At 44.6% G+C, this 12,684-nt stretch carries 11 protein-coding genes; 7 read left to right on the top strand and 4 right to left on the bottom strand.

Annotated elements, in window-relative coordinates; translation table 11 throughout:
* Nucleotides 1–44 precede the first annotated feature (44 nt).
* Nucleotides 45–1,043, bottom strand: coding sequence for a DUF2167 domain-containing protein (locus NLBNIHML_RS11860; protein ID WP_494354437.1), 999 nt, complete (start codon nucleotides 1,041–1,043; stop codon nucleotides 45–47).
* A gap of 173 nt (nucleotides 1,044–1,216) precedes the next feature.
* Here NLBNIHML_RS11860 and NLBNIHML_RS11855 point away from each other — a divergent pair, with 173 nt between their 5' ends.
* Complete coding sequence (locus NLBNIHML_RS11855; protein WP_339237523.1) at nucleotides 1,217–1,996, top strand: SDR family oxidoreductase; 780 nt, start codon at nucleotides 1,217–1,219, stop codon at nucleotides 1,994–1,996.
* A gap of 145 nt (nucleotides 1,997–2,141) precedes the next feature.
* Here the strand turns inward: NLBNIHML_RS11855 and NLBNIHML_RS11850 are convergent, their stop codons facing one another.
* Entirely contained in the window at nucleotides 2,142–2,387 is a 246-nt protein-coding gene (locus NLBNIHML_RS11850) for a NifU family protein (RefSeq protein ID WP_062837977.1), read from the bottom strand.
* Nucleotides 2,388–2,467: 80 nt separating this feature from the next.
* On the opposite strand from NLBNIHML_RS11850, the gene NLBNIHML_RS11845 reads away from it, so the two are divergent.
* Nucleotides 2,468–2,722 carry a YuzB family protein gene (locus NLBNIHML_RS11845; RefSeq protein WP_494354436.1) on the top strand — a complete coding sequence of 85 codons (255 nt, stop codon included), beginning with the start codon at nucleotides 2,468–2,470 and terminating at the stop codon, nucleotides 2,720–2,722.
* On the opposite strand, the gene NLBNIHML_RS11840 is transcribed toward NLBNIHML_RS11845, so the two are convergent.
* Both NLBNIHML_RS11840 and mqnE read right to left on the bottom strand, forming a co-directional pair.
* Nucleotides 2,719–3,780 (bottom strand): NAD(P)/FAD-dependent oxidoreductase, encoded by a 1,062-nt coding sequence (locus tag NLBNIHML_RS11840; RefSeq protein WP_253440680.1) that lies wholly within the window; start codon nucleotides 3,778–3,780, stop codon nucleotides 2,719–2,721. The two genes, NLBNIHML_RS11845 and NLBNIHML_RS11840, sit on opposite strands and share 4 nt — an antisense overlap.
* Nucleotides 3,781–4,016: 236 nt before the next feature.
* On the bottom strand, nucleotides 4,017–5,123 hold the full coding sequence (gene mqnE / locus NLBNIHML_RS11835) for an aminofutalosine synthase MqnE (protein ID WP_091020813.1): 1,107 nt from the start codon (nucleotides 5,121–5,123) through the stop codon (nucleotides 4,017–4,019).
* 445 nt (nucleotides 5,124–5,568) lie between these two features.
* Between mqnE and NLBNIHML_RS11830 the strand changes: the two genes are divergently transcribed.
* The 5 genes from NLBNIHML_RS11830 to NLBNIHML_RS11810 all read left to right on the top strand — a co-directional run bounded on the left by NLBNIHML_RS11830 (nucleotide 5,569) and on the right by NLBNIHML_RS11810 (nucleotide 12,496).
* The gene (locus NLBNIHML_RS11830) at nucleotides 5,569–5,925 is read left to right on the top strand and encodes a HesB/IscA family protein (RefSeq protein ID WP_062837974.1); all 357 of its coding nucleotides are present in this window, start codon (nucleotides 5,569–5,571) and stop codon (nucleotides 5,923–5,925) included.
* A 491-nt stretch (nucleotides 5,926–6,416) separates the two neighbouring features.
* Nucleotides 6,417–10,316: a carbohydrate binding domain-containing protein gene (locus tag NLBNIHML_RS11825; protein WP_494354435.1), complete on the top strand. Its 3,900-nt coding sequence runs from the start codon at nucleotides 6,417–6,419 to the stop codon at nucleotides 10,314–10,316.
* A gap of 310 nt (nucleotides 10,317–10,626) precedes the next feature.
* Nucleotides 10,627–11,268 carry an NAD(P)-dependent oxidoreductase gene (locus NLBNIHML_RS11820; protein WP_494354434.1) on the top strand — a complete coding sequence of 214 codons (642 nt, stop codon included), beginning with the start codon at nucleotides 10,627–10,629 and terminating at the stop codon, nucleotides 11,266–11,268.
* 258 nt (nucleotides 11,269–11,526) lie between these two features.
* Complete coding sequence (locus tag NLBNIHML_RS11815) at nucleotides 11,527–11,928, top strand: peptidase M56 BlaR1 (RefSeq protein WP_339237510.1); 402 nt, start codon at nucleotides 11,527–11,529, stop codon at nucleotides 11,926–11,928.
* Nucleotides 11,912–12,496, top strand: a complete 585-nt coding sequence (locus NLBNIHML_RS11810; protein WP_494354433.1) for a 2'-5' RNA ligase family protein — start codon at nucleotides 11,912–11,914, stop codon at nucleotides 12,494–12,496. The genes NLBNIHML_RS11815 and NLBNIHML_RS11810 overlap by 17 nt, the downstream gene beginning before the upstream one ends.
* Nucleotides 12,497–12,684: the final 188 nt, after the last annotated feature.

Genomic DNA, 12,684 nt, shown 5'->3' with positions numbered 1-12,684 from the left:
CAAGTCTGTGCTGAAGCATGGATCAACATAAGTCACAACATAGGTCAAAGTTTCTCTGATGTATCAGCATTGGAGTGATGTCCAGATTGGCGGTAGTAGGATAATTCATTCTGATCAGCATGCTGCTGTTCATCTGCTTCTTGCAGGTACGTCCGCTCGGAGGGAGAGAGTTTTTCTTCATCTCCGTGTGAACTTTTGATTTTGTATCTGATCCAGCCGATTAGTCCAAGAACGACAACCAAGATTAAGGCCCATCCTTTTTTGAGCAAAAGAAAAGCGCTAAATTTTTGGGACGCCGTATACCCGATTCCGCCCATCAGAAGGCTGTTGAGCCCTATGGTCGAAGTTTTGTCAGTCGATGCATTATATTCCTCGTAGGTATGTCCTGCATTGATGTGAAGTTGATTAAGGACGGTTTCCTCGAATGCCTGGCTGCTCTGTTGAAAGTTGGCCGTATCGATAACCAGAATGGCTGTGATGTACCCTTCGCGTGTCAGGAGTTTTACATTGTAATTCACCATGGCTTGCTGATCAGCATTCTTGAAACCTAGGGAGTAGACCAACTGATGTTTGGTCTTATCGTATGCCGGTTCGATTTCCCAACCTGTTATGTACGTTCTGTATTCGGGATCGAGCTCTCTGTTCTCTTCTTCTGTGCCTCGGATATAACTGCTTAACAGTTCTTCGCCATTCAAATTTTGATCATCATCATGAATATGACCTGTCTTCACGTATTCAAATACAACATACCACGAGCCGTATTCACTATTGCTGGTTAGGCTTCCGATTTCATTCCCGTTAGGCTTTCCACCGCTGTTAAGTATTGAGCGTTGGGTATTGGCCTTATCCAGAAAGGAATGACTTTCAGGGACTTTCAGTGTGGCTTTGCCATCGAGCGTTACAGATGCAGGGCCAATAATCCAATCATACTCATCGGGTGATTGATACGTCTCACTTTCTGCTGATACCTGTAAGACACTAGAGACTGTGAATACACTCACCATTAAAAGTGTAAGAAATGATATCCATCGTTTGTTCTTCATATTCAAGTAGAGGTCCTTTCGGGTTATATCCTCGACAGTACCATAGGTATTCGATTCCGATCAAGATATATTTGGAATTAAAGGTGGATAATCCCTTGTGGATAAGCGAGTTGTAGGAGGACGATAAATCTTTTATACTGGATAGTGACTGCTCTTTGAAGAGGGGGATGAACGTGAAGGGAAAGATTGCCCTCATAACGGGAAGTGCCAAAGGTCTTGGTAAAATGACGGCCCTCAGTCTGGCAGATCAGGGGTGTCATATTGCCCTCAACTATGTACACAGCAGAGCAGAAGCTGAGGCTTTAAGGGCTCAGATTACAGCCAAGGGTGTGCGGTGCATTGCTATCCAGGCGGATATATCGAAGGTAGAAGATATCTCTTCATTGGTTGAACAGGTGGAAGACAACCTGGGCAGCATTGATATTTTGGTGAATAACGCGGGTCCATTTGTCCGTGAACGACGATTATTTGCGGATTATTCTGAAGCCGAGGTCCAGATGCTCGTGCAGGGAAATCTGCTGGGACCGATGTTGCTGGATCAGCGTGTATTGCCAGAGATGAGACGCAAGCAATGGGGACGTATTATCCATTTTGGCTTCAGTCATGCTGGAGAAGCGAGATCTTGGCCACATCGCGCCGTATATGCGGCTGCCAAGGTGGGTCTGGTCTCTTTTACAAAGACACTCGCCGTTGAGGAAGCTCCTTATGGAATTACGGTCAACATGGTATGCCCGGGAGATATTCGCGGTGCCAACAAAGAGAAAACGATTGATGAAATGGCGGGTATCACCGACGAGGAAACGCCAAGAGGACGTCCTGGCAGCGGTGAAGATATCGCGCGAGTAATTACGTATCTATGCCTTGATCATTCCGATTTTATAACAGGTAACATTATGGATGTATCTGGAGGGCTTGATCCGATTCGTCCGACCATACAGCGTGAGGATACTTAAGGTGAGTTATAGGACTGGACGTTGAAGACGTTGGTGCTGGTCTAGGGGACAGATGAAATGGACAGGCTGAATATGCGCACAAAAAAAGAGCCCTCCGCTTCATGCGAAGCGAAAGGCTCTTGAGGTTTATTTCGTGAAGGATTGATTAGAATACTTGTACGACTTCTTGTACACCTTCAACTTCTTCGAGAAGGGCACGTTCAATCCCGGCTTTTAAGGTAATGGTGGAGCTTGGGCAACTGCCGCAGGCACCGACCAGTTTCAGCTTAATGATGCCGTCTTCCACGTCAACCAGTTCCACGTCACCGCCATCGCGTTGCAGGAACGGACGAAGCTTGTCAAGAACATCAGATACCTCATCATACATGGTGTCTTGTGCGTTTTCGCTCATATTTTTCAACTCCTTTCCTTATTATATTATATTACAAATGGCCATAAATTAAAATGGTCAAACAAAGCAGGTGAACCTACATGAGACCGATTATTGAATTTTGTGCCAACAATATGCATTTTGGCACAGATGAAGTCATGGATCAACTGGAAGAAAATCCAGACTATGACGTGATTGAATACGGCTGCCTCACCAACTGTGGCCAATGTTCTATGACTCCATTTGCACTGGTGAATGGTGAGGTAGTCATCACGGACAAAGTGGAAGATCTATATAACGCCATTCTGGCCAAAATTGCCGAATCCGATGTCTGGGATGAGCTCGATCTCGACTAACCGAGATGGCGCTTGGACATCCAGAGCACACCACTTTTCAAAATACGAGGTACACGTCCCATCATGGACGTTTTGCCCATTAGCCCAAACCCGGACTTCTTGCCGAGTGCACCCAGTGTGCCACGAAGCTTGAGTGGATGTGGATTGGGCTTTTCGCCTTTCCAGAGGGCATGCTGAATATGGGCGATCTGCTCACCCTGTACTTCCGCAGCTTGACCGCTAGGTGCATAAGGTACACTGGCACAGTCACCAACCACATATACATCGGTATATTCCGGGATTTGGTAGTATTCATTCAGGACGACACGACCTTGAGGGTCTTTGGTCACGTCCAGATCCTGTACCACTTTTACAGGCTGAATGCCTGCCGTCCAGACGACAGCATCCGTTAGAATCTGTTCATCCCGGTTATAGATGGCATTGGGCTCAACACGCGAAATGGCGATATGTCCACGTGTCTCTACCTGATGTTCGTTAAACCATTCATGTACATACACGGACAGACGTTGCGGGAAAGCGGATAATACACGTTCACCACGATCCAGAATGCTGATGTTCAGATCCGGTCTGCTCTCACGAAGTTCGGCTGCCATCTCGACACCACTTAATCCACCGCCTACAATGTGCACATTGCCATAGGCTTTGACTTCATTAAGTCGCAGGTAAGTCTCGCGTGTTTTGCTAAAGCTCTGAATGGTACAGCTGTAGTCTTCAGCGCCTGGTGTGTTGTGAAAACGGTCTGTACAACCCAGTCCAATAACAAGTTTATCGTATTCAAGCGGGTCTTGGCCTTCAAATTCAATCTGACGCTGTTCCAAGTCAATTGAAGTAACTTCTCCATAACGGTAAGTGACTTTATCGTTCACTGGAAATTGGATACGCAGGTCATAATCGGATACGGTTCCTGCTGCGAGTGCGTAATATTCGGTCTTTAATCCCTGAAAGGGGCTGCGGTCCACCAAAATAATCTGTGTATCGGATGGAATCTTACCTTCCAGAAGTTCCTTGATGATGGTGAGGCCGCCATAACCGCCTCCAAGAATGACAAAATTTTTCATGACTCGGCTTCCTTTCTGCATCAGTCCCACTGAAATGGGGCTGTAAACTGTGGAGCAGCTATGCAAAAAACATAGCTGCTCCTTTTGTTAGGATTTGATTAGTTGAAAAGTAGGCATTGAAAATTAAAGATATTATTCAGCAGTTTGCACCACTCGAATTCAAACGTCTCCCTATCATGAAAGCTGCGTTCTGGAGTGGTGCGGGTGCAATATTGATTGTATTTTGTATTTATATCTTATTCGTACACTTGAATTTCATTGTAGAACGTATCACGTTCTACCGGAATACGCCCTGCACCCTTAATGAGCCATATAAGCTCTTTACGTGTAAGGCCTTCAGGTGTGAGTGCACCTGCCGCATGACTAATCCGTTCCCGAACGATCGTACCGTGTGCATCCGAAGCACCGAAACCAAGAGCGACTTGAGTCAGCTGTGGGCCGATGTTAATGAAGTATGCTTTGATATGATCGATGTTATCCAGCATCAGACGGCTAATCGCAATTGTTTTGAGATCCTCATAAGCCGAGTTACGACGCATAATGCTCGCGTTTTTACTTTTTGGCTGCATGGAAAGAGGGATAAAGACCATAAATCCGTTGGTCTCGTCTTGCAATTCACGAATCTGCACCATATGGTTAACGCGATCCTCATAGGATTCGATCGATCCATACAACATCGTCGTATGTGTACGCATGCCGAGCTCATGAGCTGTGCGGTGCACCTCAAGATAACGGTCCACGTTAGCTTTGTCTACACGCATTTTTTTGCGATATTCATCGGACAGAATCTCAGCGCCGCCACCAGTCAATGTTTTCAAACCTGCTTTTTGCAGCTCTTGCAGAACTTCTCTGATGCTGAGTCCGCTAATCCGGGTGAAGAAATCAATCTCGGCTGCCGTGTAAGCTTTCAGTGTAACATCCGGATATTTCTCGTTTAAAGCGCGCAGGGAATCGACATAATATTGAAAAGGAACATGGTTGTTATGTCCGCCTACGATATGGAACTCACGTACGCCCGGATGAATATGCTGTTCCACATAATCGATCATTTCCTGACCGGATAATGTATAAGAGCCTTCTTCACCCTGGTCTTTGCGGAAATTACAAAAAGCGCAATGGGCTTCGCATACGTTCGTAAAGTAAAGACTCATGTTCTCGATGAAATATACTTTCTTGCCATTCTTCCGCAGGTTGGCCTCATTGGCCAGCTGGCCCAAAGTCAGCAGATCATCTGTTTCATACAGATATACGCCGTCTTCTACGCTCAGCCTTACGCCGTTCTGCACTTTCTCGACGATTTCAGCCATTCTTTTGTCTGTGAACGGTGTTACCAATGTAGACATATTGTTTCCTCCTGTTCTTAACCGGATTTGAGTTGTGTGTAGGATCTGCATACAGAACTACATAGAAAAGATGCGGTCAACTGCCGCCTTCTTAGTTGGACTAACTCTTATTTACCCGGTGCAGCGTGTGCTGCATATGAAAGCTAAATTTTTTCAAAAAATGGAGTCTGTTGACTCATATATGCATTGGGGACTGCGTTGCAGTCTCGAAATGTGAAAAAAATTACAACTCCAATTATGACCATCGTCTGAATAAGTCATGACAAAATAACGACATTTCAGTGCGACCACCTATTCATTATAAACCTCGTGTCCCGGGGGTTCAATACACTGGGAAGAAAAAGGAGTACAGGGGGAACGCGGAAAGAGGCAAACATGACTTGAGACCCTTGACGGGGTGGAGTATAATTTAAAGAAGAGTTAATGAAAAGGAGAGTGACCTGGCATGATTAACATCAGCGAAACGGCTGCTGACAGATTGAAAGAGATGCTTGCACAGCAAGAGACACCTGGTATGTTCCTGCGTCTTGGCGTAGCACCGGGCGGTTGCACCGGATTTTCGTACGCCATGGGCTTTGATGATAAAGAGTCCGATGAGGACCTGTATATGGATATTCAGAACATGAAGGTTGTAGTCGAGAAGGAAAACCTGAAATATCTGAATGGACTTGAAATTGATTTTGAAGAATCCGGTATGACGGGTGGGTTCACCATCCATAATCCGAACGCGGTAGCCACTTGTGGCTGTGGATCTTCTTTCCGTACGAAGGAAGATGCGGGTGTGCCGGATAAGGATTGTTAATATAAAATTGATTGCAATGATAAGGCACAGTTCCAGCGAAGGACATTCGCTTGGGATTGTGTTTTTTTTTTTGACATTATGGCAGGGGGAGCTGCGTTCTCTAATTTACCGATTCCAAGATATAGATGGTATAAAATCATGTACCTTCAGTGTTGACATTTTGTTCCAATAGAAAGTATATTATTTGTGCAAACGTTTGCAATAATAAAGGCACATTATTCCTGCTAAAAAAGCGGTTTTACAGTTCAGGTAACCTAATAAAATCTCTAGGATATCCCCTTTTGTACAAACGTTTGCACGAAATCCACTAAATTTAAACAGCACAGAAGAACACGAAACAACAGGGTAGAGGGAAGGAGGAGGAGTTGTATAGATACAAATTAGAAAGTGTCTTGAGCCAGACCATGCTAAAACGTTAAATGGGTTAGAGAGCTTAGGCAAATAACGAGAATTCTTGTTTCCCATAGGGGAGCAAATAAGGGAGGAAGAACATGGATCTTAAGCGCAAGCTCGGCGCATTCCTGTTGGTATTATCGATGATTATTTCTACCCAAAATACAGCGGCTTATGCCGAAATTTCGGCTTCTCATGTGTATCATAACCATATGCCCAATTTCTGGGCCTACTACGACACATCTAAGTATGCTTCTGCACCTGTGGGGTCCCCAATCCGCTACACATATGATGGGCAAGTCATCGATCTGAAAAATAACCCACCGGCAGGTTATCCATACTTTTTACCCGGGGGAATGCCTATGCCACATGATGATCTCGTGGCGTATTATAGTCACCATGCAAAGACAGGTGCTTATCTGAACTGGCCGTGGCAAGTTGCTGGTGACCTGAGGAACAATCACCCTGCTGCAGGGATGCAGGTAACCATGTCAGGTTCGGTATTGAACAATGTGAACAGTTTTATGTATACCAATAATGTAAACGGTTACAACAATAAAGATTGGGGTGCACCATGGAAGAATGCTTACAATAACCTCAAAACAACGAATGGAGAACGGACGATGGATCTCATTCACTTCTCCGGACACCATTCCATGGGGCCATTGGCTGGCAACGAATATCTGCTAAAGGATTTGATCTACCAGAATGCTGTGCTGGCACAACCTTTTTTTCTGGGAGACAGCTTTAAATCGTCCAAAGGTTTTTTCCCCACCGAGCTGGGTTTCTCGGAACGGATTATCCCGGTCTTGGATCAACTCGGCATTGAGTGGTCCGTAATTGGAAATAATCATTTTTCGCGAACTCTCCAGGACTATCCGCTACTGAACGATCCGGGCAAAGATACGATGGTGTCACCGCCAAACCGAGCGGATTTGCAGAATACGAGCAATGTGGGTTCGTGGGTATCTTCTCCCATGTTCAATGAGAAACAGGTGGTTCATAACAAATATCCATTTGCTTCTACGCCTCATTGGGTGCGTCATGTGAATCCTGAAACTGGTGCTGAGAAAAAGATTGTTGGTATCCCTGTGGCCCAGGCAGAGTCGTGGGAAGAAGGGTATCAGGGTTCAGTCAAGGCAGATGCGCTGAAGCCTTTTGAAGGAATGGTTGATCAGAAGCAGTTCTTCGTGATTGCTCATGATGGGGATAATTCTTCAGGACGTGCAGGATCAGAGGATACTTGGCGCAATGCGGGAAATGTGACTTATGCTCAGCCGGGTGTGAAGGGAGAGAGTATCAATGAATACTTGCGGACTAACACACCAAAAGCCGACGATGTAGTGCATGTTCAAGACGGTTCGTGGATCGATACGCGGGACTCCTCATCAGATCCGACATGGTATCATTGGCGTCTTCCATTTGGAATCTGGAAAGGGCAGTTTGAAGCGTTCAACAAGGCTACAGGCCTTAATCTGGAGCCGAAGAAAAATTTGGATGGTGTACAGGAAGGGATGACCGTATCGTTTGAATATGGATACCATTATCTGGAGCGTAATTTTGCGCTTGAGCAAGCTGCACTGAATTATGCCAAGACAGCTGAACAGATTTGGCTGGACAGCAATCCGAACCATTGGAAGCCAACGACGGCACTAGACCGTGAGATCACTTATGAGGGCAATCAGCTTAATCCTTGGATGATGGCTTACCCGGTAAAAGGAGATCCTGCTAATAATTATAAGGGAGGTGCGAACCCGGCAGAGTTAAGCTGGTATTTCCTCCTGCCTGCACTGGATTCCGGGTTTGGTTATTATGATGAAAATGTGGATGATGGGGTAAAGCCGACGTTATCTTTCAATCAGTCGCTCTTCTTTTCCAAGCCTTATGTAAGTAGTCAACTCGCGAAGGACCGTACCGGACCATCGATATGGTGGCCGCAGCGTTATCCATATAATCCTGGAAGCGCCAATGTCAGCAAGGCAGAAGGGTGGACACTTCATTATTTTGACAATACGTTCGGCATTTATACCTATGCTTATGATGTTAACGGTGTGAATGATATTAAGGTGAAGGTACGGACACATCGGGATAAGCTGGCAGATGCCAAGGACAACACCTTCCGTGTGTACGATCCTGCTGGGCTCAAGGCCAAAGGGGTATCCAACATCGATCCGACGAAAGTGAGTAGCTGGCAAGAATATCCGATGACGAAACGTGATCTTAAATCGGATATGAACGGTGTGGCCTGGCAGCCAAGCAGCACAGATATGTTTAAGCGTGTACCTGCTCAGGAGATCGGGGATATGTATTACACGTATTTCAACGATTTCCAGGATCAACTGGTCGATTATTATATTGAAGCTGTCGATGCGAAAGGCAATGTTACGCGCAGTGAGATACAGACGGTATATGTGGGTATGGGGAAATATAAAAAAGACACATCGGGCAAAATTGTGGAAGATGCGAATGGAACAATCCAGGGCACACATCCGTTCCTGGTGGTCGATCGGACACCGCCTTCAGTGCCAACAGAAGTCAATGCAAAACGTGTGACAGATCGCAGCATTACACTGCAATGGGAAGCATCCACTGATAATGTGGGTGTTGAGGGCTATGATATTTATCGGGATGGGGTCAAAGTTGGAAGTTCGCTGACAACGGAATATACGGATATCGGTCTTGAGCCTAAGAAATCATATGCATACAGTATAAAGGCGAGAGACAAGGCGAATAATGTCTCTTCCGCCAGTTCAACTGTACAGATCCAAACGTTGGCAGCAGATACAGAGCCGCCAACAGCGCCTGCAAATGTAGCTGTACAGAATGCTACCTCATCCGCTGTGACAATTGACTGGTCAGCCAGCGAGGATAATTACGGAGTAGCAAAATATGAAATCTATCGAGACGGTTCAAAGGTAGGGGAATCAACCAAACTAAACTATACGGATGAGTCCCTTGCACCGGCAACAGAATACGTATATACGGTTAAAGCGATAGATGCAGCAGGCAACGTTTCACCTGCTAGTGTGGCTCTTTCGGTACGTACCAAAGAAGGTAATGCGGTAACCATATATTATAAACTGGGCTATCCAAACCCGTATATTCACTATCGTCCAACAGGGGGGACATGGACGACTGCTCCGGGTGTGAAAATGATGGCAGCCGAGATGCCCGGATACACCAAGATGACAGTCAATGTGGGTACAGCGACGGGGCTGGAGGCTGTGTTTAACAATGGTAGTGGCACATGGGATAATAATGGAGGAAAAAATTATCAGTTTCCATTAGGGGTTAGCACCTATAATTCCGGAGTCATTACACAAGGAGCGCCTCAAGTGGATATAACACCTCCAAGCGTACCAACCGGTCTGACCGTGACTGCAAAAGCGGCTGATCGTGTAACATTGGCTTGGAATCCGTCAACCGATCATGTAGGCGTAACCGGGTATGAAGTGTTGCGTGATGGTGTCAAAATCGGCACGAGTACGACAACTGCATATACGGATAATAGCCTGAAGGCATCAACGAGTTACGTTTATACAGTCAGGGCCTTTGATGCAGCACAGAACAAATCGGATGCAAGTGCTGAGCTAAGCGTAACGACCGATGATGCTCCGAAAAGTAACAGTGTAACCATCTACTACAAGCAGGGGTTTGCCCAGCCCAATATTCATTACCGCCCTGCAGGAGGGAATTGGACGACACCGCCAGGCGTTGCCATTCCGGCATCCGAGCTCACCGGATATAACAAATTTACCATTGATGTAGGGACTGCTACGGGACTGGAAGCGGTATTTAACAACGGTAGCGGTACATGGGATAACAATGCGGGAAGGAACTATCTCTTTCCTCTCGGGGTAAGCACATACAATGCAGGTGTTATAACTCCAGGAATACCTGGAAATGTAACGAGTACGAATCTTATTGAGAACCCATCAGCTTTCCTATCTGTTGGAGCGAATGGACTGTCTTTAAAAAGGGAACAACTAATCGCATGACGTAAAAATATTCATGGATGCATAAAATCTAAGCAATATGATGTGTAACGACCACCTATTCATGCTACATCGATAGCTCATTGCTGATACATTTTATAGTTAGGAGGCCTTGTACATCTATGGATGGACAGGGCCTTTCTAATTCGGATTGAAGGACGATAAAAGATAGAAATCCAACTACAAATCTTTTCATTTTACGAGGTTTAAAAGAGAGAAAAGAATACGGGTTGACAAGTTTAGTTGTAACAACTATAGTTACAATATGAAGTTCAAACATAAACAATATTGATAATTTAAAGGAGAGATTACGATGAACATTGCAATCATTGGTGCAACAGGCAAAGCAGGAAGTGTGATTTTGAAAGAAGCAGCAGACAGAGGGCATAAAGTGACGGCAATCGTTCGTAATGCATCCAAACTGGAAGATAAAAGCCTGAATACGCTGGAGAAAGATGTATTCGATCTTACAGCTGAAGATCTTAAAGCGTTTGATGTGGTTGTAAATGCATTTGGTGCTCCAGCGGGGAAAGAGAACCTGCATGTGGAAGTAGGACAAGCGTTGATCAACATCCTGAAGGATGCCCCAAACACTCGTTTGATCGTCGTGGGTGGAGCCGGAAGCCTGTTCACAGACGAGTCCAAAACATTGCGTGTTTTTGAATCCCCTGGATTCCCTGATGCTTACAAAGCAACTGCAACGAACCAAGGCAAAAACTTGCTGGATCTGCAAGCATCCTCAGGTATCCAATGGACATTCCTGAGCCCGGCTGGATTCTTTAATCCAGAAGGTGTACGCACAGGCAAATATCAAGCAGGTAACGACGTTATTCTCGTGAACAGTGAAGGAAACAGCTACATCAGCTATGCTGACTATGCGATTGCTTTGGTGGATGAGATCGAGAATCCACAACACCAAAACGAGCGCTTTACCGTTGTTGGGGAATTGAAATAACAGTTTTAATTGATAATATGGAACATATAAACGGACGCTGATCTTCACAGATCGGTGTCTGTTTTTTTAGGTTATCGAAGAGGGATGTTCTGCAATAAAGGTTAGGCAGGTTTAGATTATTCTCGTTCAATGTCCAACTACGCCTTTGAATCTATGTTATATTATTCTAAATATGGAATTGGAATACGATTATATGGAGGACTACTTTTTCTTAATCAGAATTTCTGCGAGCCTAAAAGTATAAGGGAGTGAACAGTTGTGAAGATGTATTCTAAAGGAATTATACTATTGATGATTGCGGTTTTTATGATGAGTGTATCAAGTGGTTCAGGGTTAGGGTTACCCCAGTATGCAAATGTTAAAAATACGTTGAATCAAATGCACATCACTTCTTTTTATCCAAAAAATCAGAACGGACAGACATATGGTTCTGCCGTATATGCGACATCTCCTGAAACTGAACCTGATTTGATCTTGGCTTTTGGTGTGGATGGTACAGAAGGATACCTGCTGAAAAAAGACATGGAAGGCGAGCTACCTAATACACCTGAAGAAGCTATCGAAATGCAAAACAACAGATCACCAGATGGTTATGATATCCCACTGTATGACAAGGATGGTGAAACCGTCATTGGTGTGTTTCATGTTGGAGGAGAGTGAAAATAACCAACATAGATCCAAGGTGACGTTACCAAGAAACGTTAATGAAATGAATATGAAATACTTCATTGGAATTACCCCTCCAGATGATTATAAAGAAAAAATTGTGGCATTTCGTAATCGTTGGTCAAGTAATCGTCTTAATGATGTAGTCGAGCCTCATATCACTGTAAAAGCGCAGGGGGGTCTTACCGTTGATCTTCATTGGTTAGAAAGCGTGAGACAGACATGCTCTTTAATGCCAAGTTTTCAATTATCCTTATCAGAACCAGGATCATTCGGAAATGCTGTCACATTTCTTAGTGTTGAAACGAGCAAGGTCATTGAGTTACATCGAAAGTTGGTAAAAGTGATTTATCCATCACAAGAACTTATAGACCGTTACTTTGAAATGGATAAATATCATCCTCATTTAACCTTGGGGCAAATCTATTGGGGGTTGAGCGAGACGCAGATTGAAGAAATGAAGCTCCTAACAATTAAAGAATTGGCTCCTTTTCCAACCTTTGATGTCAAATATGTACGCGTATATAAAGAAGTTGATCCAAATAAATACGTACCATTTTGAAGACATCCAATTGGGAACTGAAAAGTAAAGTGATTCAATTAACAGGAACATTAGCCGCATGGTACCTAAAAGTCCAAGCTAACGGACGAAAGAATATTTACAACATATATCCTTCGACGGATAGGAAACTTAATTGCGCACAAATAGTTGCGATACGAAAACCCGAGGAAACTATACTTTTATTGAGA

This window comes from Paenibacillus sp. JNU01, from assembly GCF_059130585.1.
This window is presented reverse-complemented; position numbering and strand designations above follow the sequence as displayed.

Coding starts and splice junctions, on each gene's coding strand:
- NLBNIHML_RS11860 (WP_494354437.1), bottom strand. CDS start 1,043: ATGAAGAACAAACGATGGATATCATTTCTTACACTTTTAATGGTGAGT.
- NLBNIHML_RS11850 (WP_062837977.1), bottom strand. CDS start 2,387: ATGAGCGAAAACGCACAAGACACCATGTATGATGAGGTATCTGATGTT.
- NLBNIHML_RS11845 (WP_494354436.1), top strand. CDS start 2,468: ATGAGACCGATTATTGAATTTTGTGCCAACAATATGCATTTTGGCACA.
- NLBNIHML_RS11840 (WP_253440680.1), bottom strand. CDS start 3,780: ATGAAAAATTTTGTCATTCTTGGAGGCGGTTATGGCGGCCTCACCATC.
- mqnE (WP_091020813.1), bottom strand. CDS start 5,123: ATGTCTACATTGGTAACACCGTTCACAGACAAAAGAATGGCTGAAATC.
- NLBNIHML_RS11830 (WP_062837974.1), top strand. CDS start 5,569: ATGATTAACATCAGCGAAACGGCTGCTGACAGATTGAAAGAGATGCTT.
- NLBNIHML_RS11825 (WP_494354435.1), top strand. CDS start 6,417: ATGGATCTTAAGCGCAAGCTCGGCGCATTCCTGTTGGTATTATCGATG.
- NLBNIHML_RS11820 (WP_494354434.1), top strand. CDS start 10,627: ATGAACATTGCAATCATTGGTGCAACAGGCAAAGCAGGAAGTGTGATT.
- NLBNIHML_RS11810 (WP_494354433.1), top strand. CDS start 11,912: ATGTTGGAGGAGAGTGAAAATAACCAACATAGATCCAAGGTGACGTTA.